The organism is Candidatus Methylomirabilota bacterium (assembly GCA_035315345.1).
Lineage (GTDB): Bacteria > Methylomirabilota > Methylomirabilia > Rokubacteriales > CSP1-6 > CAMLFJ01.
In genome coordinates, this window is record DATFYA010000205.1 from 18,046 (window position 1) to 42,289 (window position 24,244).

19 protein-coding genes are annotated in these 24,244 nt (G+C 71.3%); 10 read left to right on the forward strand and 9 right to left on the reverse strand.

All coding sequences use genetic code 11. From position 1 onward, the window contains the following. Positions 1 to 12 precede the first annotated feature (12 nt). The 6 genes from VKN16_26335 (at position 13) to VKN16_26360 (ending at position 8,416) form a co-directional block, all read left to right on the forward strand. Positions 13 to 1,110: a TRAP transporter substrate-binding protein gene (locus VKN16_26335; GenBank protein HME97740.1), complete on the forward strand. Its 1,098-nt coding sequence runs from the start codon at positions 13 to 15 to the stop codon at positions 1,108 to 1,110. Beyond that, the gene (locus tag VKN16_26340; protein HME97741.1) at positions 1,107 to 2,114 is read left to right on the forward strand and encodes an ABC transporter substrate-binding protein; all 1,008 of its coding nucleotides are present in this window, start codon (positions 1,107 to 1,109) and stop codon (positions 2,112 to 2,114) included. The genes VKN16_26335 and VKN16_26340 overlap by 4 nt, the downstream gene beginning before the upstream one ends. Then, positions 2,111 to 5,626, forward strand: coding sequence for a GAF domain-containing protein (locus VKN16_26345; GenBank protein HME97742.1), 3,516 nt, complete (start codon positions 2,111 to 2,113; stop codon positions 5,624 to 5,626). The genes VKN16_26340 and VKN16_26345 overlap by 4 nt, the downstream gene beginning before the upstream one ends. Then, positions 5,623 to 5,988 carry a response regulator gene (locus VKN16_26350; GenBank protein HME97743.1) on the forward strand — a complete coding sequence of 122 codons (366 nt, stop codon included), beginning with the start codon at positions 5,623 to 5,625 and terminating at the stop codon, positions 5,986 to 5,988. Before VKN16_26345 ends, VKN16_26350 begins: the two co-directional genes overlap by 4 nt. 16 nt (positions 5,989 to 6,004) lie before the next feature. Beyond that, positions 6,005 to 7,129 carry a response regulator gene (locus VKN16_26355; GenBank protein HME97744.1) on the forward strand — a complete coding sequence of 375 codons (1,125 nt, stop codon included), beginning with the start codon at positions 6,005 to 6,007 and terminating at the stop codon, positions 7,127 to 7,129. A gap of 90 nt (positions 7,130 to 7,219) precedes the next feature. Next, positions 7,220 to 8,416, forward strand: a complete 1,197-nt coding sequence (locus VKN16_26360; protein ID HME97745.1) for an acetyl-CoA acetyltransferase — start codon at positions 7,220 to 7,222, stop codon at positions 8,414 to 8,416. Between the two features lie 63 nt (positions 8,417 to 8,479). Here VKN16_26360 and VKN16_26365 read toward each other — a convergent pair whose 3' ends face one another. The 3 genes from VKN16_26365 to VKN16_26375 all read right to left on the reverse strand — a co-directional run bounded on the left by VKN16_26365 (position 8,480) and on the right by VKN16_26375 (position 12,996). Continuing rightward, positions 8,480 to 8,665, reverse strand: a complete 186-nt coding sequence (locus VKN16_26365; protein ID HME97746.1) for a hypothetical protein — start codon at positions 8,663 to 8,665, stop codon at positions 8,480 to 8,482. Between the two features lie 244 nt (positions 8,666 to 8,909). After that, a complete protein-coding gene (locus VKN16_26370) occupies positions 8,910 to 10,616 on the reverse strand; it encodes a PAS domain S-box protein (protein HME97747.1) in 1,707 nt (568 codons plus the stop codon). A 46-nt stretch (positions 10,617 to 10,662) separates the two neighbouring features. Continuing rightward, positions 10,663 to 12,996, reverse strand: coding sequence for a xanthine dehydrogenase family protein molybdopterin-binding subunit (locus VKN16_26375; protein HME97748.1), 2,334 nt, complete (start codon positions 12,994 to 12,996; stop codon positions 10,663 to 10,665). Positions 12,997 to 13,106: 110 nt separating this feature from the next. Between VKN16_26375 and VKN16_26380 the strand changes: the two genes are divergently transcribed. After that, the gene (locus VKN16_26380) at positions 13,107 to 14,543 is read left to right on the forward strand and encodes a 4-hydroxyphenylacetate 3-hydroxylase N-terminal domain-containing protein (GenBank protein HME97749.1); all 1,437 of its coding nucleotides are present in this window, start codon (positions 13,107 to 13,109) and stop codon (positions 14,541 to 14,543) included. Positions 14,544 to 14,569: 26 nt separating this feature from the next. After that, positions 14,570 to 16,168, forward strand: a complete 1,599-nt coding sequence (locus tag VKN16_26385) for an NAD(P)/FAD-dependent oxidoreductase (protein ID HME97750.1) — start codon at positions 14,570 to 14,572, stop codon at positions 16,166 to 16,168. Positions 16,169 to 16,186: 18 nt separating this feature from the next. On the opposite strand, the gene VKN16_26390 is transcribed toward VKN16_26385, so the two are convergent. Beyond that, positions 16,187 to 17,356, reverse strand: coding sequence for an acyl-CoA dehydrogenase family protein (locus tag VKN16_26390; GenBank protein ID HME97751.1), 1,170 nt, complete (start codon positions 17,354 to 17,356; stop codon positions 16,187 to 16,189). 128 nt (positions 17,357 to 17,484) lie between these two features. Here VKN16_26390 and VKN16_26395 point away from each other — a divergent pair, with 128 nt between their 5' ends. Next, positions 17,485 to 18,207, forward strand: a complete 723-nt coding sequence (locus VKN16_26395) for a winged helix-turn-helix transcriptional regulator (GenBank protein HME97752.1) — start codon at positions 17,485 to 17,487, stop codon at positions 18,205 to 18,207. Here the strand turns inward: VKN16_26395 and VKN16_26400 are convergent. The 3 genes from VKN16_26400 to VKN16_26410 are packed head-to-tail and all read right to left on the reverse strand — an operon-like array spanning position 18,200 to position 22,214. Further along, complete coding sequence (locus tag VKN16_26400) at positions 18,200 to 19,801, reverse strand: D-aminoacylase (protein HME97753.1); 1,602 nt, start codon at positions 19,799 to 19,801, stop codon at positions 18,200 to 18,202. The two genes, VKN16_26395 and VKN16_26400, sit on opposite strands and share 8 nt — an antisense overlap. A 14-nt stretch (positions 19,802 to 19,815) precedes the next feature. Continuing rightward, positions 19,816 to 20,970: an LLM class flavin-dependent oxidoreductase gene (locus VKN16_26405; protein HME97754.1), complete on the reverse strand. Its 1,155-nt coding sequence runs from the start codon at positions 20,968 to 20,970 to the stop codon at positions 19,816 to 19,818. Then, on the reverse strand, positions 20,967 to 22,214 hold the full coding sequence (locus tag VKN16_26410; GenBank protein ID HME97755.1) for a flavin-dependent oxidoreductase: 1,248 nt from the start codon (positions 22,212 to 22,214) through the stop codon (positions 20,967 to 20,969). The genes VKN16_26405 and VKN16_26410 overlap by 4 nt, the downstream gene beginning before the upstream one ends. A gap of 170 nt (positions 22,215 to 22,384) precedes the next feature. On the opposite strand from VKN16_26410, the gene VKN16_26415 reads away from it, so the two are divergent. Beyond that, positions 22,385 to 22,789 (forward strand): hypothetical protein, encoded by a 405-nt coding sequence (locus VKN16_26415; protein ID HME97756.1) that lies wholly within the window; start codon positions 22,385 to 22,387, stop codon positions 22,787 to 22,789. A 209-nt stretch (positions 22,790 to 22,998) separates the two neighbouring features. Here VKN16_26415 and pcp read toward each other — a convergent pair whose 3' ends face one another. After that, entirely contained in the window at positions 22,999 to 23,628 is a 630-nt protein-coding gene (gene pcp, locus VKN16_26420) for a pyroglutamyl-peptidase I (protein ID HME97757.1), read from the reverse strand. Further along, positions 23,625 to 24,149, reverse strand: coding sequence for a gamma carbonic anhydrase family protein (locus tag VKN16_26425; GenBank protein ID HME97758.1), 525 nt, complete (start codon positions 24,147 to 24,149; stop codon positions 23,625 to 23,627). Before VKN16_26425 ends, pcp begins: the two co-directional genes overlap by 4 nt. Positions 24,150 to 24,244: the final 95 nt, after the last annotated feature.

Consider the following 24,244-nt stretch of genomic DNA (forward strand, 5'->3'; position numbering starts at 1 on the left):
AGGAGGGAAAGAGTGACGAGCGAACGTCGGAGATTCATCGCAACCGGGGGCGGCCTGGTGGCGGCTGCCGTGGCCGGCGCCATCGTCGACGCGCCCAACGTCATCGCGCAGCCGAAGATCCACTGGCGCATGTCCACGGGCTTCACGAAGGTGTTCGACATCCTGCTGGCCGCGGCGCAACGGCTCGGTCGCATCGTCGACGAGGCCAGCGGAGGGCGATTCCGCATCGAGGCGTTCCCGGGCGGCCAGATCATGCAGCCACTCGAGTGCTTCGACGCGACCTCCAAGGGCACCATCGAGGCCTTCATGGGTTCGCCGCAATACTGGAACGACCGGGAGCCCGCCATCGAGTGGTTCGCCACCATTCCGTTCGGCATGAACCCGCAGGGCATGGCCGCCTGGTACTACCAGGGTGACGGCCTCACGCTGATGGAGGAGGCGTACGCGCCCTTCAACCTCGTCCCGCGCCCCGCGATGGCGGATGCCCCTCAGATGGCCGGTTGGTTCCGGAAGAAGATCGCCACGACCGCCGACTTCAAGGGACTCCGGATGCGCATCGTGAACCTCGGCGGCAAGGTCTACGCGAGAGCGGGCGCCACCACGGTCCTGACGCCCGGCAACGAGATCTACGCGGCGCTCGAGCGAGGCACGATCGATACCGCGGAGTGGATCGGGCCGCACTACGACATGCAGAGCGGCCTCCACCGGACCGCCCGCTACTACTATTACCCGGGCTGGCACGAGCCGGGCACCACGCTCGACTTCGCCTTCAACAAGAAGGCGTACGAGGCGCTCCCGATCGATCTGCGGCGGATCCTCGACCATGCGACGGCGGCCGGCCAGGTGTACGGCCTGGCGGAGCACCACGCGAAGAACGCGATCGCGCTCCAGCAGCTCAAGACCGAGTTCAAGGGTAAGGTGGACGTGCTGCCGTTTCCCGCTCCGGTGCTGCGCGATCTGCGGAAGCTCGCGGCGGAGGTCGTCAGGGAGGAGTCGCAGAAGACGCCGATGACTCGCAAGGTGCACGCCTCCTACGCGAAGTTCCAGGCCCTGCTCGCACCGTGGGACCGCGTGGCCGAGGGTGCCTACCATCAATTCGTCGCGGGATGAGAGCGGGTACCCGACGGGCACTCGCGCTCCGGCTCTTCCTGCTCGCGGCCGCCTTGGCCGCCTTCGCCTGGGTGGTCACGGCTCGGGCCCAGCCGACCCCGCAGCCGCCGCGGCGTCCGTTCCGGATCGGGGTCCTCAACGCGGCGTGGGCGGCCAGCCATCCGACGGTGGAAGGGCTCAAGGCGGGGCTCCGCGAGCTGGGGTTCGAGGACGGGCGCGATGTCACGTTCGACATCCGCTTCACCGCCGGTAAGCTCGACGCCATGCCGGCGGCCGCCGCGGCGCTGGTGAAGAGCGGGGTCGATCTGATCTTCACCAGCCAGGGAGCGGCGACGCGGGCCGCGAAGGAGGCGACCCGCAGCGTGCCCATCGTGTTCACCCTGGTGGGTGATCCCCTGGCCGCGGGCCTCGTCAGGGCGCTCGCCCGGCCGGGAGCCAACGTGACGGGTGTCTCGAGCTTGCAGACCGAGCTCGCGGCGAAGCGCCTGGAGGTCCTGAAGACGCTCGCTCCGGCCGTGCACCGGGTGTGGCTCATCTACTACGACGTCGATCCGGGGACGCGGCCGATGATCGTCAGGGCGCTCGACGCGGCGGCGCGCATGCAGCTCCAGGTCGTGCCGAAGGGCGTGCTGGACGCGGCCGAGCTCAGGCAGGCACTCCGCGACGTGCGGCGCGGTGACGCCGTCTTCCTGCCGGAAGGCTCGAACCCGGACCTGGCGGTGGCCGCCATCGAGCGCTCCACGAGCTTGCGCATTCCCGTCGTCTTCGGAACCGCGCTCTGGGTCGGGTACGGCGGCCTCGTGTCCTACGGGCCCGACTACTACGCCGAGGGGGTCCAGGCGGCGGCCCTGGTGGCCAAGATCCTTCGGGGGTCCAGGCCGAGCGAGCTGCCCGTCGAGGGAGCGGAGAAGATCGATCTGGCCGTGAACCTGAAGACCGCGGAGCTCCTCGGTCTCGCCGTGCCACGGAAGATCATGCTCCGAGCGGACGCGTTCCGCCGATGACCGAGCCCGCCCGCTCCGGGCGCCTCTTCCGCAAGTACGTGGCGGTGCTCCTGGTCCTCGTGGGCGGGGTCCTGATGGCGGCGAGCCTGGTCCAGCTCTACTTCTCGTACCGCGAGACCCAGCGAGCGATCGTGCGGGAGGAGCGCGCGAAGGCGGTGGCGGCGGCGGGCCGCATCCAGCAGTTCCTGAGCGAGATCGAGCAGCAGGTGCGGGAGACGACGCGGACCGCCTCCGACGACCCGGACGCCAGCCAGGTGGGCCCCGCCAAGCTCGGCTTCCGGGAGGGGCTCGGGGCGGCCCTCGCCGATCAGCGCGCGCTCGACTTCGTCCGGGTGCTCCGCAACGTCCCCGCCATCAGCGAGCTGAGCTACCTGGACCTGTCCGGCAAGGAGCAGCTCCGCGTCTCTCGGCTGGATCCCGACGTGGTGGGCAGCCAGGACGATTTCTCCCGGGCGCCCAAGTTCCTCGAGGCGAAGAGCGGGAAGACCTACTGGAGTCCCGTCCACCTGAAGAACGAGTCGGAGCCGTACTCGACGCTGGCCATCCCGGTCGGCAAGTACGCCATCGAGGTGACGACGGCCGAGGTGAGCCTGCGGTCAGTGCAGAAGATGATGTCGCAGATCGAGGTCGGCCCGGGCGGCTACGCCTACGTGGTGGATTCCCGCAACCACGTGATCGCCGGCCCGGAGGCCCTGGGTCTGCGCGCGGACCAGGATCTCTCGTCGCTGGCCCGCGTGGGATCCGCGCGGGCCGAGCGGCCCCGGATGGCCGACGACGCGGAGGCGGCGGTGGCCGCCAACGGCTTCAGCGTCGACAAGATCCTGTCCGCGCACGCGCCGATCGGCTCGCTCGGGTGGCTGGTCTTCGTGGAGCGCTCCGCCGCGGACGCCTACGCGCCTCTGCGGGCCCCCATCGTCCGGAGCGTGGTCATCTTCGTGCTGGGGCTGCTGCTCTCGGTTCTGGCCAGCCTCCTCCTCGCCCGGCGCATGACCGCGCCGATCCGCGTGCTGCAGGAGGGCGCGACGCGGATCGGCGCCGGCACGCTCGATCAGCCGATCCAGCTCCGGACCGGCGACGAGATCGAGGGCCTCGCGTCGTCGTTCAACCAGATGGCGGCGAGCCTGCGGGAGTCCTACGAGGGGCTCGAGCAGAAGGTGCAAGCGCGCACGCGAGAGCTGGCCGAGGCCAACCGGGATCTCAGCGAGACCCTCGAGCAGCAGACCGCGACGAGTGAGATCCTCCAGGTGCTCAGCCAGTCGCCGACCGACGTGCAGCCGGTGTTCGACGCCATCGCCCGCGAGGCGGTCCGGCTGTGCGGGGCGTCCTACAGCGTGGTCGGTAGATACGACGGCCGGCTCGTTCACCTGGCCGCCTACGAGCACGTCCGCCCGGAGGGCATCGAGGCGATCAAGGCGCTGTTCCCGGTCCGCCCGAGCCGGGCCACCACCACCGCGCGCGCGGTCCTCGATCGAACCGTCGTTCACGTGCCCGACGTCATGGCGGACCCCGAGTACGATCGGTCGATCGCGATCGGCATCCAGAATCGAAGCACCCTCGCGGTGCCGATGCTGCTGGGCGGAGAGCCGATCGGGACGATCTCGGTCGGGCGGCTCGAGCCTCGGCCGTTCACCGACCGACAGGTCACGCTCCTGCAGACCTTCGCGGACCAGGCCGTCATCGCGATCGAGAACGTGCGGCTGTTCAAGGAGCTGCAGCAGCGTACCGCCGAGCTGACCCAGCTGGGCGAGGTGGGGCAGGCGATCAGCGGGACCCTGGACCTCCAGGCCGTCCTCACCAGCATCGTCTCGCACGCGGTGGCGCTGTCGCAGACCGACGCGGGCACGATCTACGAGTTCGACGAGGCCACCCAGGTCTTCGTGCCGCGGGCGAACCACGGGATCGCGGAGGAGATGATCGAGGCCCTCCGCCGGTCCCACATCCGGCTCGGGGAGACCGTGGTCGGCCAGGCGGCGACGAAGCGCGTCGCGGTCCAGATCCCCGACCTCGAGAACGCGTCCGGCTATCCGCTGCCGTTCGTCTTGAAGGCGGGATTTCGGGCGCTGCTCGCGGTGCCGCTCCTGCGCGAGGAGCGCGTGGTCGGCGCGCTGGTGGTGCGGCGCAAGACGGCGGGGGCGTTTCCGGAGCCGGTCGTGAACCTCCTCCAGACCTTCGCGACCCAGTCGGTCATCGCCATCCAGAACGCCCGGCTCTTCCGCGAGATCGACGAGAAGAGCCGGGCCCTCGAGGAGCTCTCCCGCAACCAGGAGCAGCTCGCGCGCCTCTCCACCGCGCTCCAGGAGCCGCTGTCCCTCACCGAGCAGCTCACGCGAGTCGTCGACGCGGCCCGCCAGGTGGTCGGGCTCGACCACCTCTACATCTGGACCCCCAGCCCCGACGGCGAGGGCCTCGTCGTCAGCGCGGGCGCCGGGCTCACCGAGAGCGACTACCGGCCGCTGGTCGGGGTCACCATCCCGTTCGCCGAGGCGGGGGCGCTGGCCGCGGTCTACGAGGACGGTGAGCCGCGCGTGTTCGACGACGGGCACCCGGTGCCCGAGCGATATCGGCTGCGTCCCCCCTACTCGGAGATGGCGGCCCTGCGGCTCAAGGCCTTCCTGGTGAGCCCGATGATCGCGCGCGGGCGGACGGTGGGCGTTCTCCTCGCCGACAACCGTGTGACCCACCAGCCCATCGCCGCCCACACCGTGGAGCTGCTCCATTCCTTCGCGGCCCAGGCCGCGGTGGCGGTCGAGAACGCGCGCCTCTTCCAGGAGATCCAGGACAAGAGCCAGCAGCTCGAGCTGGCGAGCCGGCACAAGTCGCAGTTCCTCGCCAACATGAGCCACGAGCTGCGGACCCCGATGAACGCGGTGCTCGGCTATACCGACCTGATCCTGGACGGCATCTTCGGCGACGTGCCGGAGGCGATCCGGGACACGCTGGAGCGGGTCAAGAGCAACGGGCACCACCTCCTCGGTCTCATCAACGACGTGCTGGACCTGTCGCGCATCGAGGCGGGCCAGCTCACGCTCTCCCTGGGCGACTATGCGATGGGGGAGGTCGTCCACGCGGTGGCGTCCGCGGTGGAGTCCCTGGCGGCGGGGAAGAAGCTCGCGCTGAAGGCGATCGTGCCCATCGATCTCCCGCCCGGGCGGGGCGACGAGCGCCGGCTGACCCAGGTGCTCATGAACCTGGTCGGCAACGCGATCAAGTTCACCGACGCCGGTCAGGTGTCGATCGAGGCGCGCGTCGCGGACGGGTCGTTCCTGGTCTCGGTGTCGGACACCGGCCCCGGCATCTCGGAGGCCGACCAGCAGCGCATCTTCGAGGAGTTCCAGCAGGTCGACAGCTCCAGCACCCGCAAGAAGGGCGGGAGCGGGCTCGGCCTCGCCATCTCGAAGCGCATCGTCGAGCTGCACGGGGGACGCCTCTGGGTGGAGTCGGCGCCCGGGCAGGGATCGACCTTCTACTTCACGGTGCCGCTCGTAGCGGAGCGGCCGGCGGAGCGGGCATGAGCAAGCGCATCCTGGCCATCGAGGACCACGAGGAGAACCGTCGCATCCTGCGCCTGCTCCTGCAGAGCGCGGGCTTCGAGATGATCGAGGCCCTCACCGGGGAGGACGGGGTGGCCATGGCCGAGAAGGAGCGCCCGGACCTCATCCTCATGGACATCCAGCTCCCGGGCCTGGACGGCTACGAGGCGACGCGCCGGATCAAGGCCAACCCCGATCTCCGGCACATCCCGATCATCGTCGTCACCTCCTACGCGCTGAGCGGCGACGACGTGAAGGCGTTCGAGGCCGGGTGCGACGCCTACGTCACCAAGCCCTTCGTCCCGCGCGAGCTGCTGGCCAAGATTCGCGGCTACCTGGGGTGAGACGAGAGCGCCCCCGGTGAGAACGCCGCCGCGGATCCTGATCGTGGACGACACGCCCGCCAACGTTCACATCCTGCAAGCGCGCCTGGCCGCCCACGGCTACGACATCGTGACCGCGAGCGACGGCGAGGAGGCGCTCGCCGCCGTCCCGGCCGCGCAGCCCGACCTCATCCTGCTGGACGTGATGATGCCCAAGCTCGACGGGTTCGAGGTCTGCCGGCGGCTGCGGGCCGACGCGTCGATCCCGTTCATCCCGATCATCATGGTCACCGCCAAGGCGGACCCCAAGGACATCGTGGCCGGCCTCGAGGCGGGGGGCGACGAGTACCTGACCAAGCCCGTGGATCAGCCCGCGCTGGTGGCGCGGGTGAAGTCGATGCTGCGCATCAAACAGCTCCACGACACCGTCCAGGCGCTCGCGGAGGAGCGCGCGGAGTGGAACCGGACGCTCGAGCGCCGCGTGGCCGAGCAGGTGGACCAGCTCGAGCAGCTCGGCCGGCTGCGGCGCTTCTTCTCCCCGCAGCTCGCCGAGCTCATCGTGGCCGGCGGCGCCGACGACCCCCTGAAGACGCATCGGCGGGAAGTCACGGTGGTCTTCCTCGATCTGCGCGGCTTCACCGCCTTCGCGGAGACCGCGGAGCCGGAAGAGGTCATGGAGGTCCTCCGCGAGTATCACGCGGAGATGGGCGGGCTCATCCTCGCGCACGAGGGCACGCTCGAGCGGTTCACCGGGGACGGCATGATGATCTTCTTCAACGACCCGGTGCGGGTCCCCGACCCGGCGGAGCGGGCGATCCGCATGGCCCTCGCCATGCGCGACCGGGTGGCGCACCTCTCGATCGGCTGGCGGAAGCGCGGCCACGACCTGGCGCTCGGGGTGGGGATCGCCCAGGGCTACGCGACCATCGGCGCCATCGGGTTCGAGGGGCGCTGGGACTACGGCGCCATCGGCACCGTCACCAACCTGGCGGCGCGACTGTGCGGGGAGGCGCGCGGCGGCCAGGTCCTCGTCTCCTCCCGCGTGGCGGGAGCGCTGGAGGACGTGGTCGACCTGGAGGACGTGGGCACGCTCACCCTCAAGGGCTTCCTCAAGCCGGTGCCGGTGTTCAATGCGCGGGCGCTGCGCTCGCCCGGCTCCTGACCGGCGCGAGACCTGGCGTCGGGCGATCGAGTACGGCTACAATGCGCTGGTAGCCGAGCACAGGAACGCGTCGTCGAGAGGAGGCTTCCTATGGCCAGCAATGGGATCCGGGACCGCGTGGCGATCGTCGGCATGGGCTGCACCGGCTTCGGCGAGCGCTGGGACAAGAGCGTCAGCGATTTGCTGGTGGAGGCGTCGCAGGACGCGCTCAACTCCGCCAACGTGCCGATCGACGCGGTGGACGCGTTCTGGCTCGGCACGTTGTTCTCCGGCCAGAGCGGCCTCACCCTGTCGCGCCCGCTCAAGCTCGACTACAAGCCGGTGAGCCGGCTCGAGAACTACTGCGCGACCGGCTCCGAGGCCTTTCGCAACGCCTGCTACGCGGTGGCCTCCGGCGCCTACGACCTGGCGATGGCCATCGGGGTGGAGAAGCTGAAGGACTCCGGCATCTCCGGCCTGCCCTCGATCGGCGCCCCCGAGGACGGCACGCGCGCGGGCCTCACCGCGCCCGCGACCTTCAGCCTGCTCGCGCCCGCCTACTGCAAGAAGCACGGCGTGGACGAGGCGACCTTCAAGGAGGCGATGACCCGCATCGCCTGGAAGAACCACAAGAACGGGGCGCTGAACCCGCGCGCCCAGTTCCGCAAGGAGGTCGCCAAGGACGTCATCGCGTGCTCCCCCCAGGTGGCGGGGGCGCTCGGCATCTTCGACTGCTCCGGCGTGTCCGACGGCTCGGCGGCCGCGCTGATCGTGCGGGCCGAGGACGCCTACAAGTACACCGACAAGCCGCTCTTCGTGAAGGCGCTCTCGTTCATCGCGGGGCCGGCCACCGGGCCGATCGATCCCGACTACGACTACACCACGTTCCCCGAGGTGGTCGCCTCCGCCGCCGACGCCTACGCGCAGGCCGGCATCAAGGACGCGCGCGCGGAGCTGGCGATGGCCGAGGTGCACGACTGCTTCACCCCCACCGAGCTGGTCCTGATGGAGGACCTCGGCTTCGCGCAGCGCGGCACCGCGTGGAAGGAGGTGCTGAACGGCACCTTCGACCTCGAGGGCGAGCTGGCGGTGAACCCGGACGGCGGGCTGAAGTCCTTCGGCCACCCGATCGGCGCCTCCGGGCTCCGGATGCTCTTCGAGGCGTGGCTGCAGCTGCGCGGCGAGGCTGGCAAGCGGCAGATCGCCAGCGTCGCGCGCGGCCGCAAGCTGGCCCTCACGCACAATCTGGGCGGCGCGCCCGGCGAGTGCGTCTCGTTCGTCTCGGTCGTCGGCTCCGAGCGCAGCTGAGATTCCGACCGCGGCCAGGGCCATGGCGCGCGTGTCGGCCGCCATAGCCCTGGAGTCCGCGCCCTATCCCTGGCTGAGCAGAAGGTCCGAGCGGTCGTATTCCGGCTGCGAGTCAGGCGCGGTCGTCTGGCCCGCGCCGGATTCCTCCCGCGGCGTGACGGCCGCCGGCGCGACGATGTGACCCGCCGCGTCGCGCTCCCGCTGGCTGGCCTTGTGCTCCAGCGCCCAGGCCGTCCCGAGCGCGAGCACGATGAACGCACCGACTCCGATGGCTCGCCGAGTTCCATTCATCGCCCTGTCCTCCCGTCGCGAGTGTTCGCTTCACCGGCTCGACTCCACACGGAGAACGGACGGCAACAACGATGCCACGGAGGAATGGACGCGCCAGCGCGCCGACCGGGTCGTTCTGCCCGCGCGGGCGCGCTGGATCGCGCGGCGGCTCGGGTACGACGCCCGCCCGCCCCGGTCCCGAAGTGCCCGGACCGCCGACCGGCTAGGACGCGGGCGGTTCCGGCGGGTCGCCCGACGCGGCGGCCGACTTGCGGATGTCGATCATCTCGGGCAGCCCGCTGCCGGTGTGCTCGTACAGCTGCACGCGGGTGAGGTGGGTCATGTCCACCACGATCTCGCGGATGCGCTCGGCTGCCGCGTGGATGTGGACGATGCGCTCGCGCAGGTCGGGGGCGAGGCCCCCGTCGTCCAGCAGCATCTCCAGGCGGCCGACGACCAGCGCCAGCGGGTTGTTGATCTCGTGGGCCGCGCCATTGGCGAGCCGGGCGATGGTGCGCAGCTCGTCGGCCGCCTTCTGCTCCGTGATGTCCACGAGGGTCGTCTCGAAGTCGCCCCGGGGCGGGCCCGAGCTGGGCACCACGCTCACCAGCACCCAGATCAGGCGCCCGTCGCGCCGGCGCATCTGGATCTCGCCGTTGACCGCGGTGCCCGCCGCCTTCACCCGCTCGAGCAGCTGCTCCCGCTCCTTGGGCTGGACGTACAGCTGGGCGATGTTCGTGGCCAGCACCTCGGCCGGGCCATCGAAGCCGAGGATGCGGGCGAAGGCCTCGTTGCAGTCGACGATGCGCCCGTCCTGGAGGGCCAGGCACATCCCGGCCGGGTTGCGCTCGAAGGTCGTGCGGTAGCGCTGCTCCGATTCCTGCAGCGCGGTGGCCCGCGCCTGCAGGACCGCCATCGCGTCGCGCAGAGCGGAGCTGACGCCGCTCAGCTCCGAGAGCGTGAACTGCGGCAGCTCCGGGATGGGCTCGCCGCGGCCGAAGGCGGTGAACGCGCCGGTCAGCCGGCGCAACCGCCCGGTGAACCGGCGCCCGGCCACGTTGGCCACGCCGAGCGAGAGCACGAGCGCCGCGACGGCGGCCGCCGAGAGCAGCCACAGCGAGCGGCGCAGTGGCGCCTCCAGCTGCTCCTGCGGCGTGGTGATGCTCACCGTGAAGCGGGACTGCAGCCCGCGGCTGAACGCGGTGTAGGCCGCGGAGCCCTCGCGCGAGGGGCCGGCGAACACTTCCTCCTCGTGCTCGCGGACGCGCGTGACGAGGACGGGCGACGGCTTGCCCACCCATTGGCCCGCGTCGCGCGTCGTGGCCGCCACGACGCCGTGACGATCGACCATGGTCGCGACGTTGCCGCCGGCGACCTGGGCCGAGGCCAGCACCGACGCGAAGCTCTCCGGGGTCAGGAAGGCGATCAGCACGTGCCGGATCTCGCCGTCACGCAGTAACGGCAGGGTGACCGCGATCACCCGCCGGGCGGTGGTCGGATCCACGATCAGATCGGACACCTGGGGCTCGCGCGCCTGGATCGTGCGCTGGAACGTCTCGAGCCCCGACAGGCTCGGCAGCGCGGTGCCGAGCGGATGCATGAGATTGAGCGCCTGACGTCCCGACGGATCCACGAGGGCCACCGTCAGCCATCGCCGGTAGGCCTCGCGGGCCAGGCGCGCCTGCTCGTAGAACTTGCCGAGGTCCTTCGCGTCGAGATCGTCCGAGGTCGAGAGCCCCATCAGGCCCGCCCGCGTGGTCTCGACCTCGCGGTCCACCGCGACGCTCAGGGAGCGGGCGTGATACAGCAGCACCTGCTCGAGGTTGCGGCGCTCGTCCTGGTGCGCCCACCAGATCGCGATGCCGGCCACGCCGAGGAGGGGCACCAGCGTCAGGCTCACCACCGCGAGCAGGAAGGTGCGGAGCTTCATGGCGTCTTCCCGAGGATAGAAGAAGGCGCGGCGGATCGGCAAGACTTCACGGCCTTGCGCGCCCCCGGACCAGCGCCCACAGCCGGCCCGGAGAGATCGGCAGCTCGTTCGGCTCGACGCCGAGCGGGGCCAGGGCATCGGCCACCGCGTTGGCGATCACCGCGGCGGGCCCGAGCGTGCCGCCCTCGCCGACGCCGCGCACGCGCAGCAGGTTGTCGGCCGGCTCCTCGACGTGGTGCAGCTCGAGCGGCGGAATGGTGGCCGCGACGGGCAGCGCGTACTCCATGAAGGTACCGGTGAGGAGCTGGCCGTCCTCGTCATAGAGCAGGAGCTCGTGGAGCGCGCCGCCGATGCCCTGCGCGATCGCGCCCTGCACCTGGCCCTCGACGATCAGCGGGTTGATGACGCGCCCGGTGTCCTCGACGCAGACGTAGCGATGGATCGTCAGCACGCCGGTCTCCGCCTCCACCTCGACCACCGCGGCCTGCGATCCGGCCGCGAACGTGCCGCGGATGGGATCGTAGAAGCGCGTGGCCTCGAGGCCCGGCTCCATGTCGGCGGGCAGCCGATGGGTCTCGAGGTGCGCGACCCGGGCCACCTCGGCGAAGGCGATCGCGCGTCCCGGCGCGCCCCGGACCGCCACGCGCCCGTCGTGCGTCTCCAGGTCCTCGGGCGCGGCCTCGAGCAGGTGCGCGGCGATGCGCACGGTCTTGTCGCGCACCGCGCTCGCCGCGCGCATCGCGGCGCCGCCGCCGATCACCGCCTGCCGCGAGGCGAACGCGCCGAGGCCGAAGGGCGTGGCGTCGGTGTCGCCGATCACGACGGAGACCGCGTCGAACGGCACGCCCAGCTCCGAGGCGACGATCTGCGCCACCGTCGTCTCCGTGCCCTGGCCCTGCGAGGTCACGCCGGCGAGGACCGTGACCGCGCCCGAGGGATCCACGCGGACGGTCGCACCCTCGTGGCCGGTGCGAAAGGGCATGCGCGGCCCCGCGGAGGCGGCCTGACCGAGGCCGGTCAGCTCGTTGTAGTTCGCGAAGCCGATGCCCACGTGGCGGCCCTCGCGCCGGAGGCGCGCCTGCTCGGCACGGAACGCCCCGTAGCCGATCGCCCCGACCGCCTGCTCGAAGCACACCGGATAGGTCGGGCTGTCGTGGACGAGGCGCGTGGCCGCGGTGTAGGGCAGGTCGGCGGGACCCACGAGGTTGACGCGGCGGACCTCGACCGGATCGAGGCCGAGGGCGCGGGCGCCGAGATCGAGCACGCGCTCCATCACGAAGGTGGTGGCGGGCCGGGCGACGCCGCGGTAGGGCCCGGCCGGGGCGGTGTTGGTCGCCATCGCGGTGACGTCGCAGCGGTAGTTGCGCAGCTTGTACGGGCCGGTCAGGAGCCCGCCCGCCATCAGCGCCTCGATGCCCGCGGTCCACGGGTACACGGAATAGGCGCCCGCGTTGCAGGCCGCGCGCACGTCCATGGCCAGCAGCACGCCGGCGCGATCGAAGCCGGCGCGCACCGCGTAATGGTGGTCGCGCGCGTGCGCCGCGGCCAGCAGCCCCTCGCGGCGCGCCTCCACCCACTTGACCGGCCGGTGGAGGCGCATCGCGAGGAGGCAGAGCGCGACCTCCTCGGGATAGAGGACGGCCTTCATGCCGAAGCCGCCGCCCACGTCCTTGGCCACGACGCGGATTCGGCTCTCGGCGAGGCCGAGCAGGCCGGCCAGGCCGTGGCGGACCAGATGCGGCACCTGGGTGCTGGACCAGAGGGTGAGCTTGCCCTCGGCCGCGTTCCAGTCGGCGACGCCGCCGCGTCCCTCGAGCGGGGCCGCGGTCTGACGGTTGGTGCGGAAGTCGCGCTCCACCACCACCGCGGAGGCGGCCAGCGCGGCCTCCACGTCGCCGCCCTCGAACCGGCGCGAGAGCAGCACGTTGTCGGGTGCCGCCTCGTGGACCACCGCCTGGTGGCCGCGGGCGGCGACCGCGTCGACCACCGCGGGCAGCGGCGCGTAGTCGATCCGCACGAGCCCGGCGCCGTCCTCGGCCGCGTAGCGATCGCGGGCCACCACCGCGGCCAGCGCCTCGCCCGCGAACCGAGCCTTCGCGACGGCCAGGATCGGCTGCTCGGTCTCGACGTAGGTCGGTAGCGCAGAGCGGGCGCGCATGCGGTGCGGGGCGAAGTCCGCGTCGGCGCCGGTGGCCACCGCTACCACGCCGGGTGCCGCCGCAGCGGCGGCGGTGTCGACGCTGCGGATCCGCGCGTGCGCGTGCAGGCTGCGCACGAAGGCGACGTGGAGCATGCGCGGCCGCTCGACGTCGCTCGCGTAGCGGCCGTGGCCGGTGACGAGCCGCGCGTCCTCCTTGCGCGGCATGGGCGCGCCGAACACGCTCGAGGATCCGGAATTCGCGGCGGTGGACACGAGTGCGCAGCCCTCCCGCGCGCGATCATACCGCGCCCCGCTTGCGCCTCGCCGCGGCGGTGTGCGAGAGTCCGGCCATGCGGCGCGGCGCCGACTATCTGGCGAGCCTCCGCGACGGGCGCGTCGTGGTCCTGGACGGCCAGCGCGTCGGCGACGTGACCCGTCATCCCGCCTTCGCCGAATCGACCCGGCGCATCGCGGAGCGCTACGACGCGGCGGCCGAGGCGCCCGACGTCACCACCTGCGTGGATCCGGCCAGCGGCCGGCGCATCGGCGCGATGTGGCTGATCCCGCGGTCCGCGGAGGACCTCGGGCGCCGGCGCGCCGTCCACCGCTTCTGGGCCGAGGGCTCGTACGGGCTCATGGGGCGCACCCCCGACCACGTGGCCTCGGTGCTCACCGGCTTCGCGGGCTGGCGGCAACTGTTCGATCGCGGGGGGCGGCAGTTCGGCGACCACGTCGTCCGCTTCTACGAGCGGGCGCGCGACGAGGACCTCTACCTGGCCTACGCCATCGTGCCGCCCCAGATCGACCGCGTCACGCCCGCCCATCAGCATCCCGAGCCCTTCCTGCACCCGGGCGTGGTGAAGGAGACCGACGCGGGCATCGTCATTCGCGGCGCGCACTCGATCGCCACGTCGGTGACGATGGCCGACTGGCTGTTCGTGAGCTACATCACGCCGCTCACCGCGGGCGACGTCGACTACGCGATCTCGGTGGTGGTGCCGGTGAACGCGGAGGGCCTGCGCCTGCTGCCCCGCCGGCCCTACGCCACTCTGGCGACCAGCGTGTACGACTACCCGCTCTCTTCGCGCTTCGACGAGGTCGACACCACCGTGGTGTTCGACGACGTGGCGGTGCCGTGGGAGCACGTGTTCGTGTACAAGAGCGTCGAGCGGGTGACCGCCCAGTTCCACGAATCGCCCGCCCACGTGACCGCGAACTTCCAGTCGCTGGTGCGCTTCGGGGTGAAGCTCGAATTCCTGGCCGGGCTCGCCATGAAGCTGGTCGAGGTCGGGCGCGGGGAGGGGGACGCGGGCACGCAGGCCGTCCTGGGCGGCGACATCGCCACCTTCTGCGCCGCGTTCGACGCGCTGGTGCAGGCGGCCGAGCGCCGTCCGCTCGTCAGCGAGGGCTACGCGCGCCCGCATCCGCAGTACATCTACGCGGGCATGAGCCTGCAGCGACGGCTCATCGTGGACATGTACCGGACGATGCGCGAGCTGGCCGGGGGCGCCTTCCAGAACCTGCCGTCGTCGGAGGCCGCGTTCCGGTCGCCGGAGAGCCGCGAGCCCACCGAGCGGTACTACAAGTCCACCGCGGCCGACGCGCGCGAGAGGGTGAAGCTGCTGAAGCTGATCTGGGACTTTGTCGGCACCGAGTACGGAGGTCGCCAGCTGCAGTACGAGATGTTCTACTCGGCCGCGCAGCCGGTGGTGAACCGCCGCATGTTCCGCTCCTACGACTGGAGCTCGGCCAAGGCCATGGTGGACCGCCTGCTCTCGGAGTACTGACCGCCGCGTCTGCTATGCTCTCGGCGATGACCGACGACGTCCTCGTGATCGGCGCCGGGATCTCCGGCATGTACCAGCTGCACCGGCTGCGCGGGCTCGGCCTGCGGGCGCGGGTGTTCGAGGCCGGCTCGGGCGTGGGCGGCACGTGGTACTGGAACCGCTACCCCGGCGCCCGCTTCGACTCCGAGAGCTGGACCTACGGCTACTCCTTCTCCGAGGAGATCCTGCGCGAGTGGGAGTGGAGCGAGCACTTCGCGGCGCAGCCGGAGACGCTGCGCTACTGCAACTTCGTGGCCGACAAGCTCGACCTCCGCCGTGACATCGAGTTCAACTGCCGGGTCAAGGCCGCGACGTACGACGAGGCGGCCGGGCAGTGGGAGATCGAGAGCGAGGACGGCCGCCGGGCGCGGGCACGCTTCCTGATCACCGCGATCGGGCCCCTGTCCGCGCCGACCATGCCCACCATCCCCGGACTGGAGAGCTTCGGCGGCGAGGCCTATCACACCGGCCGCTGGCCCCACGAGCCGGTGAGCTTCGCGAACAAGCGCGTGGCGGTGATCGGTACCGGGGCCACCGCGGTGCAGGCCATCACCGAGATCGCCAAGACGGTCGGCCATCTCACCGTGTTCCAGCGCACGCCGAACTGGTGCGCCCCCCTGCACAACAGCCGGATCGACGCGGCGACCCAGGCGCGCATCAAGGCGACCTATCCCGAGATCTTCGCGCGGTGCCGCGACTCGTTCGGCTGCTTCATCCACCAGGCCGACCCGCGCAACGCGCTCGAGGTGAGCGCCGAGGAGCGCGAGGCCTTCTTCGAGAAGCTCTACCGCGCGCCGGGCTTCGGCATCTGGATGGGCAACTTCCGCGACGTGCTGATCAACCAGGAGGCCAACGCCACCATCACCGAGTTCATGCGGCGGAAGATCCGCTCGCGAGTGCGCGACCCCGAGGTGGCCGAGAAGCTGATCCCGACCAACCACGGCTTCGGCACCCGCCGCGTGCCGCTGGAGAGCGGCTACTACGAGGTCTACAACCAGCCGAACGTGCGGCTGGTGGACATTCGGGAGACGCCGATCCGGCGCATCACCCCCGCCGGTATCGAGACCGGCGACGGCGAGCGCGAGTTCGACATGATCATCTACGCCACCGGGTTCGACGCCGTCACCGGGTCGTTCGATCGCATCGACATCCGCGGCGTGGGCGGGCAGCGGCTCCGCGAGAAGTGGGCCGCGGGCCCGCGCACCTATCTGGGCCTGCAGATCGTGGGCTTCCCCAACCTGTTCACCCTGGTCGGCCCGCACAACGCGGCGACCTTCTGCAACATCCCGCGCTGCATCGAGCAGAACGTGGACTGGGTGACCGCCCTCATCGCCCACATGCGCGAGCGGGGCTACGCCCGCGTCGAGTCCACCCCCGAGGCCGAGCGCGAGTGGACCCAGCACGTGCACGACACCGGGCGCCGCATGCTCTTCACCCAGGTCGACTCGTGGATGATGGGCATCAACTCCAACGTGGCCGGCAAGGACAAGCGCACGTTCATCGTCTACGCGGGCGGGGCGCCGAAGTACCGCGAGCGGTGCGACGAGGTGGCGGCGCGGGGATACCCGGGGTTCGTGTTCGCGTAGGCCCCGCGCCCCTGCCCTTCACCCTGGCCTTTCCCCGGAGGGGAGAGGGTTCACGTCCAGGCCGAGGGCCACGCGTCCCGCGTAGGTGAGCTGGGCGCTCCCGCGTAGCGCGTGATAGCGGGCGCCCTGGACGTCGCGGAAGAGCCGCTCGAGCCCCAGGTCGCGGTAGAAGCCCGCGCCCGAGGCCAGCTCCATCGCGGCCTCGACGGTCCCGATCGCGGCGCGGCCCGCCACCGCCCGTCCGATCATCACCTCGTTGGTGGTCTCGGTGCCCGGGCGGTCGCGCGCCGCCGCGTCGACCATCTGGCGCAACGCCATCCGCGCGACGGCCAGCTCGTTCTCCATGCGGCCGGCCAGCTCCTGCACGGCGGCGTCGTGGCGTCGGGGCGCCGCGGCGCGCAGGGCGAGGGGGTGGGCGGCCTCGGCCACGCCGACGTAGACCGCGTAGATCAGCGGCAGCGCATGCATGGCGACCACGTGCCACGCGGGGGTCCACCGTCCGGGCGGCCGCCGGAGGCCGACCGCGCTCTCGGGGACGAAGACGCCGTCCAGCACGATATCGTGGGAGCCGGTGCCACGCATGCCGAGCGTCCGCCACGTCTCCTGGATGGCGAGGCCCGGCGCGTCGAAGGGAATCGCGACGTGCAGCACCGTCGGACCGCGCTCCGGGTCGTCGTGGATCGCCATCGTCATGAAGAGGTCTCCCGCCGGGGCTCCGCTCGAGAAGACCTTGCGGCCGCTGATGCGGTAGCCACCGTCCACCGGCTCCGCGCGTCCGGAGCCGGCGATCCAGTCGGAGCCGCCGCTGGTCACCAGGATCGTCTGCTGCGCGGCGATCCGTCGGAGCAGCGGCTCCATGACGCCGCCCTCGTGGCGCCAGCGCCAGGCCGCGATCGCGACCTGGTGCGTGTGCATGGCCAGGGCGAGCGCGGTCGATCCGCAGCACTGCCCGAGCGCGCGCACCATCTCGCACAGCTCGGCGTGGGAGGCGCCGCCGCCGCCCAGCTCGGCGGGCACGCCCGCCGAGAACACCCGGCGCTCGCGGAGATCGCGGTAGTTGTCGGCGACGAAGCCATCCGTGGCATCGTGGGCGGCGGCGCGGGCGGCGAAGCGCGGTCCCAGATCGCGCGCGATCGCGCCCTGATCGAACCGCGCCCGGTCAGCGTTGGGTAGGGCCTGCGTGCTCATCGTTCACCTCCGTCGGTCCGAGGATCCGGGCCCCCGACGTGCTCAGGATGGCAGGGGAGCGGGGGGCCGTCCAAGACCAAAAAATGGACTTGCCGGCGCCCCGGCCGCGCGCCTAGAGTCGGAGCAGCATGAAGGGTTACGGCCAGTTCTGCCCGATCGCCATGGCGTGCGAGACCTTCGCCGAGCGCTGGACGCCGCTGATCCTCCGGGAGCTGCTGGCCGGCGGCCGGCGGTTCAACGAGATCCGGCAAGGCATGCCGCTGATCTCGCGCACCTTGCTCGGCCAGCGCCTGCGCGAGCTGGAGGACGCCGGCGTCATCACCAGCCGGCCGCTGGCCCGCGGGCGCGGACGCGAGTACCTCCCGACTCCCGCGGCCGAGGAATTGCGCGGGGTCCTGGAGCGGCTCGGCGAATGGGGCCAGCGGTGGGCCACGACGCAGTTCGATCCCGAGAACCTGGATCTCATGCTGCTCATGTGGAACGTGCGGCGGCGGATCGACTTTCCGCGTCTGCCTCGGCATCGGGTCGTCGTGCGGTTCGACTTCCGCGCGTTCCCGTCGCGGTGCCGGTCCTTCCGGACCTCCTGGCTGATCCTCCAGCGCGGCGGGTCGGACGTGTGCCTGAAGGATCCCGGCTACGACGTGGATCTGGTGGTCTCCGCGGACGCGGGCGCGATGGCCCGGGTCTGGACCGGCGCGCTCCCGTTCGCCCAGGCGGTGCGGGAGGGCGGTCTCCGGATGGAGGGGCCCCGCGAGCTCGTCCGCGCGTTTCCGACGTGGCTGCTCCTGAGCCACTTCGCCCACGTCGAGCGTCCTCCGCGGGCAACTCTGACGGCCTCTCGCGTCAGCTGATTCCCGCTGGCCCGCGCCGGAGCACGCGTCCCGGCAGGGCGCCGGTGTGCTCACCCGAATCGACGACGACGATTCCGTTCACCACGACGCTCCCGATCCCGTCCGGGTAGCGATGCGGGTCCTCGTAGGTGGCGCGATCGGTGATCGCGGCCGGGTCGAACGTCGTGATGTCAGCTCGGTAACCCTCACGCAGGAGCCCACGATCCACGAGCCCCAGCACGCGAGCCGATGCCCCGGTCATCTTGTGCACGGCCTCGGGGAGCGAGAGCAGGCCGAGATCCCGCGCGTAGTGGCCAAGAACTCGCGGGAACGTCCCGTAGAAGCGCGGATGGGGCCGTCCCTGTCCGGCCACGCTCTGCGGCGCGACCGCGCGGCCGTCCGAGCCGACCAGCACCGCCGGCGAGCGAAGAAGAGACTGCACGTCGGCCTCGTCGATGGAGCAGACGACCACGAAGGTTGCGCCCGCGTCCGCCTCGAGGAGATTGCACACCAGATCGATCGGCTCCATCCCGGCGTCACGTGCGAGTGCGGCGATGCTGCGGCCGGCGTCTCCGGAGCGCGTCCGCGACGTGCTGACGCTCACCGCGTCCCACGAGGCGATCCGCCCGAAGCTCGTGAGCCCGCGCTGGTCGATCTCGCGGGCGAGACGCCGACGCACGGCCGGATCACGAAGCCGGCCGAGCATCGCCGGAAGGCCGCCCGCCTGAACCCAGAGCGGCAGGAGGTTCCGCAGCGGATTCGCGGCGCACGTGTACGGGTAGGCGTCGCAGACGACGCGGACCCCGCGACGGCGCGCGGCGTCGATCTCGGCGAGCAGCCGCGGGGCCCGACCGCGATTGTCGAGTCCGGACAGCTTCAGATGGGCGATTTGGACGTCTACTCCTGAGGTCTCCGACGCGTCGATCGCCTCCCGGACCGCCTCGAAGATCCCGTCCGACTCGCTGCGCAGGTGGGTGGCGTAGGCTCCGCGATGTTGCTTGACCACGCCGAGCAGGCGGAGCACTTCGTCCGGCTTGGCGAAAGAGCCGGGCGCGGTGAAGAGGCCGGAGGAGAGCCCCCGCGCGCCCGCGGCCAGGCCCTCGGCCAGGAGCCGCTGCATGAGGGCCATCTCGCCGTCGGTGGGCGCGCGATCGTCCATGCCCACCGTCATCAGCCGGAGCGTGTTGTGACCGACCTGCATGATCGTGTTGATCGCGGTCGGCGGGAAGGTGTCCATGTACTCGGCGAAGGTGGTCTCCCGCGTCTCGATCCACGGGGCGAACCCGGCGAGGTATTCCTGGAGCAGACCGGCTCGGCCCGGGGTGACCGGCGCCAGCGAGAACCCGCAGTGGCCGACCACGTCGGTGGTTACGCCCTGCAGGATCTTGCTCTCCGCTCGCGGGGCGTAAGGCAGCGTGAAGTCGGAATGCGTCTTGATGTCGATGAACCCGGGCGCGACCACTTGCGCCGTCGCGTCGATCACGCGGCGGGCCGGTCCCGAGTGTCGCGTCGTGATCGACGCGATCCGGCCGTCGCGCACCGCGAGATCGCCCGGGACCGGCGCCACCCCGGTGCCGTCCAGGATCATGCCGCCGCGGATGACGAGATCGTCCACCGATGACTCAGCGGTCAGGCGCGAGGGCGGAAGGCGGGCATGACCTCGCGCGCGAAGCGGGCGAGCTGCTCGATCATGAGATCGCGCGGGGTGCCGATGGCCCAGCCGATCATGACGTGGTCGAGCCCGGGATAGCGGCGCTCGATCTCCTTCAGGTACGCGACGATGTCGGCGGACGGCCCGCACAGCCACGAGCGGTTGCCGACCCCGTTCTCGAGGGTGGCCGAGGTCGGCGATTGGGGCCGGCGGGCCGCCACCGCGCGGACGTGCTCCTCGCTGTAGCGCAGCATGCCGAGCGGTGCCATCACCTTGGCGTGCTCCTCGAAGTAGGGGCGCGCGCGCTCGATGGCGGCCTCCACCGTGTCGTCGATGCACATGCGGAAGCCGAGGATCAGGTCCTCGCCGAGCGCGAGGTCGCGCCCGTGGCGGCGCGCCGTCTCCTGGTACTCGCGCGCCCAGCGCTGGACCAGCTCTTCCGCGGTGGCGGAGATGATCCCCTTGATGCGGTGGCGGGCCATGAACTCGAGGCCGCGCGCCCCGCCGCTCACGATCGGCTGCCAGACCTCCACCGGCCGGCGGAGCGGACGCGGCACGAGGGTGATCTCCTTCAGCGCGTAGCCGCGATAGGGCACGTCGGGCGGGATCGTGTAGCGCTTCCCGCGGTGCGAGAAGGAGTCCTCGCGGAACGCCTTCAGGATGACCTCCACCTGCTCCTCGAAGAGCTCGCGGTTGGCCTCGGCGTCCAGCATCGGGTTGCCGAACGTCTCGACTTCTCGACTGTGATAGCCACGGCCGACGCCGAAGACCACGCGACCGTTGGTGAGGATGTCGGCGACCGCGTAGTCCTCGGCGAGACGGAGCGGGTGCCACGTGGGCACCACGTTGAAGGCGCAGCCGATCTTCACGCGCCGCGTGCGATGGGCCAAATCCACCGCGAGCATGGGGATGCTCGGGATGCATTCGAAGCCCTCGTGCTGGAAATGATGCTCGGCCAGCCAGAGCGTCTCGTATCCGAGGGTGTCGGCGGCCCGGGCGAGCGCGGCGGCGGTGTCGAAGGCCTCGGCGAGGCGCTCGTTGGGATACCGGCGGTCGTCGGCGGGCGTGCCGTCGAGCCCGCACCGCTCCAGCTCGATGTGGCCGACGTACAGGGTCGAGAAGCGGGTGATCAAGCGGGTCGCTCCGGCTCGGTCACGTCGTCCCGGGTGAAGCCGGTGACCCGCTTGTACTCCTCGGAGAAGCCCCGAAGCTCGGCACGCGAGATGTAGCGGTCGAGGTCGTCGAACGGCGCGTCGCCGACCAGCTCCTCCACGCGGCGGATGAGGTAGTCGGGCGGCTGCTCGCGGTTGGTGCGGACGACGCGCGCGGTCGGACCCGAGCGCGCGGCCTCGTAGGCGGCGAGCGCGGCGGCCGGGTCGCCGCCGGCAGCCAGACGGTCGGCGAGGGCGCGCGCGTCGAGAATGGCCTGCGCCGCGCCGTTGGAGCCACGCGGGTACATCGGGTGCGCGGCGTCGCCCAGCAGGGTGACGCGGCCGAAGGTCCAGCGATCGATGGGATCGCGATCCACCATCGGGTACTCGAAGATGACGTCCGAGCGGCGGAGCAGGTCGGGGATGTCGAGCCAGTCGAACGTCCAGCCCGCGTAGATCGGGAGGAAGTCCTCGAGCCGGCCCGGCTTGTTCCAGTCGTTGCGCTCGTAGCCGGGCTGGGCGACCTGGGACGTCCAGTTGATGAGCTGCCGGCCGTCGCCGTCCACGTCGTCGGCGATCGGGTAGATGACCAGGTTGCCGCGCTGGATCGAGCCCACCCGCACGTAGCTGCGCCCGGTCAGGAACGGCTTGGCCCGCGTGACGCCGCGCCAGGTGTTGATGCCGCCGAAGCAGAGCGGATCGTCCGGATAGAACTGCCGGCGCACCGCCGAGTTCACGCCGTCGCAGGCGACGACCACGTCGGCGGTGATGGGCTCGCGCGCCGCGCCGGTCTGCGTGGAGCGGAATCGCAGCGTCACGCGCCCGCCGCTCTGCTCGAGGCCGACGCAGTGGTGATCGCTGACGAGGCGCTCCGCGCCGAGGCGCTCGACCGCCGCGCGCCAGAGGGTCAAGTGCACCCGCCCTCGATGGATGCCGACCTCGGGGACCGGATAGCCGGCGATCCGGCCGCGCGGCTCGGAATAGATGAGCTGGCCGAAACGGTTGAAGAAGCAGCTCTCGCGATTCTCGATGCCCTGGCTCGCCAGCGACTCGCCGAGCCCGAGCGCGGTCAGCACCCGCATGGCGTGTGGCAGGAGTGTGATGCCGACGCCCAGCTCCCGCACCTCGGGAGCGCTCTCGTACACCCGGCAGGCGAGGCCGCGCTGATGGAGCGCGAGCGCCAGGGTGAGCCCGCCGATGCCGCCGCCGACGATCGCGATGTCCATGACGAGTGCGCGTCCTCCGTGACGAGGCGGAGTGTAGCGTGCGGGGGACGGAGCGGCAACGGGCGCGCGGACCGCCCGGCCCCTTGCGGGGATGCGCGGCCGTCGCCTATAGTCGGCGTCGCGGGTCTTCGCTACGCGGAAGGCCGGACACCATTCGGGGGGAGATCGAGATGCTCAAGACGTCGCACGCGCTGGTGCTGCTGGTCGTGGCCGTGCTCGCGCTGGCCGGGTGCGCCACCCAGGGCTCGACGGTCGGCATGCAGCCGGTGCCCATCACCGACTTCAAGATGGTGGCCGGCAAGTGGGCCGGGCCGGTGACCGGGATCACCTCTCGTGACGACTGGGCCGAGATGACCATCACTCCGGAAGGGCGCTTCGACTTCGGGATCGCCCGGACGATCGGTGTGTTCGAAGGGGGCGGCCCCTTGACGCTCGCCGACGGCAAGATGCAGGGCAAGGGCGCGCGCGGATCCATCGTCTACACGCTGTACCAGAGCGGCAACCGCCGCGTCCTGAAGGGCGACGCGACGCTCTCGGACGGCCGCCAGGTGAACGCGACGCTCAGTCCGAAGTAGGTCTTCGCGGGTAGAGCACGTCCAGCGTATAGGCCAGGTCCAACCGCTCACCGTGCCATGCCGGCGCCGCGGGAAGTGATGGCGCCACGTGCGATTTTTTCGAAGCCGACCGTGAAGTGAACGCCAGGAGGCAAAGAGACACGCAGGAAGGGCGATTCAACGACCTTGGATTCGCGCGACGAGGGCTCGCGCGGCATCCTGTCAAGCGATCAGTGCGCGCCAACCAGCGGCAGCACCACCTCCACGGCCCGGATCATCGTGGAGAGATCCATGCTCGGCTCGTCCCGGTCGTGCGCGGCCACCATCGAGGGCAGGAACGGCAGGTGGATGAACCCGGCGGGTCGCGAGAGCTCGCGGGCGGCCAGGTGGTGCAGCGTCGCGTAGAGGACGTGATTGCAGAGGTAGGTGCCCGCGGTATTCGAGATCGCGGCGGGGATGCCCTCCGCGGTCAGCGCGGCCAGCATCTCGCGCAGGGGCAGCGTGCTGAAGTACCCGGCGGGGCCGTCGTCGGCGCAGGCCACGTCGCACAGCACCTGGCCGTGCGCGTCCGGCCGCGAGTAGTCCATCACGTTGACCGCCACCCGCTCCAGCGAGATGCGCGCGCGGCCGCCCGCGAGTCCCAGGTGCACCACTCCGAGCAGACCGGCCGCGTCGAGCAGCGGCGTGACCACCGCGCGCGCGGCCTCGTGCTGGACGGGGAGCATGGCGCTTCGCACCAGGCGGTCGCCGATCACGCGGCCGTCCAGCCGCTTGGCCACCTCGCCCGACGGGTTGACCGCGTCGCCGTCGAAGGGATCGAACCCGGTGACCAGGATGTGGCGGGACGGCGCGGCGGTCACGCGGGCTGCACTCCCGTGCGGTGACGCTGGGCGAGGGCCTGATAGCCGCTCGGGTTGACCTGCACCCAGCGCTCGGCCGCGGTGCCGGCCAGTGGCCCCTTCACCTTGCACGGCGCGCCCATTGCGAGCACGCCGTCGGGGATCTCGGTGCCCGGCGTGACCAGCGAGCCGGCGGCCACCATCGCGCGCACGCCGACCTTCACGCCGTCGAGCAGGGTGGAGGAGTTGCCGATCAGCGCCTCCTCGCCGACGGTGGCCGCGTGCACGAGGCACAGATGGCCCACGGTGGCGCCGGGGCCGATCTCGACGCCGCCGGCCGGCGTCACGTGGACGACCGCGCAATCCTGCACGTTGGCGCCCCGGCGGATCACGATCGGATTGAAGTCGGCGCGCAGCACGGTGTTGTACCAGACGGAGGCGTTCTCCTCCACCGTGACGTCGCCGATCAGGTTGGCGGTGGGCGCGATGAACGCGGTCGGGTGCACGCGCGGCGACTTGCCTTCGAACGAGAAGAGCGGCATCCGGGGCTCCTTGGTCGGAAGGAATTGGCTGCGAGGCACGATAGTGCGCTCGTCGTGCACGCAAGACAAGTGGGCGGTGGACAAGGCCGGAGGCG

What these genes read in the sequence shown, in the direction of transcription:
- VKN16_26380 (HME97749.1), top strand. Translation starts at nt 13,107, where the DNA reads ATGCGGCGCGGCGCCGACTATCTGGCGAGCCTCCGCGACGGGCGCGTC.
- VKN16_26350 (HME97743.1), top strand. Translation starts at nt 5,623, where the DNA reads ATGAGCAAGCGCATCCTGGCCATCGAGGACCACGAGGAGAACCGTCGC.
- VKN16_26425 (HME97758.1), bottom strand. Translation starts at nt 24,149, where the DNA reads ATGCCGCTCTTCTCGTTCGAAGGCAAGTCGCCGCGCGTGCACCCGACC.
- VKN16_26410 (HME97755.1), bottom strand. Translation starts at nt 22,214, where the DNA reads ATGGACATCGCGATCGTCGGCGGCGGCATCGGCGGGCTCACCCTGGCG.
- VKN16_26415 (HME97756.1), top strand. Translation starts at nt 22,385, where the DNA reads ATGCTCAAGACGTCGCACGCGCTGGTGCTGCTGGTCGTGGCCGTGCTC.
- VKN16_26370 (HME97747.1), bottom strand. Translation starts at nt 10,616, where the DNA reads ATGAAGCTCCGCACCTTCCTGCTCGCGGTGGTGAGCCTGACGCTGGTG.
- VKN16_26345 (HME97742.1), top strand. Translation starts at nt 2,111, where the DNA reads ATGACCGAGCCCGCCCGCTCCGGGCGCCTCTTCCGCAAGTACGTGGCG.
- VKN16_26390 (HME97751.1), bottom strand. Translation starts at nt 17,356, where the DNA reads ATGAGCACGCAGGCCCTACCCAACGCTGACCGGGCGCGGTTCGATCAG.
- VKN16_26360 (HME97745.1), top strand. Translation starts at nt 7,220, where the DNA reads ATGGCCAGCAATGGGATCCGGGACCGCGTGGCGATCGTCGGCATGGGC.
- VKN16_26395 (HME97752.1), top strand. Translation starts at nt 17,485, where the DNA reads ATGAAGGGTTACGGCCAGTTCTGCCCGATCGCCATGGCGTGCGAGACC.
- VKN16_26340 (HME97741.1), top strand. Translation starts at nt 1,107, where the DNA reads ATGAGAGCGGGTACCCGACGGGCACTCGCGCTCCGGCTCTTCCTGCTC.
- VKN16_26385 (HME97750.1), top strand. Translation starts at nt 14,570, where the DNA reads ATGACCGACGACGTCCTCGTGATCGGCGCCGGGATCTCCGGCATGTAC.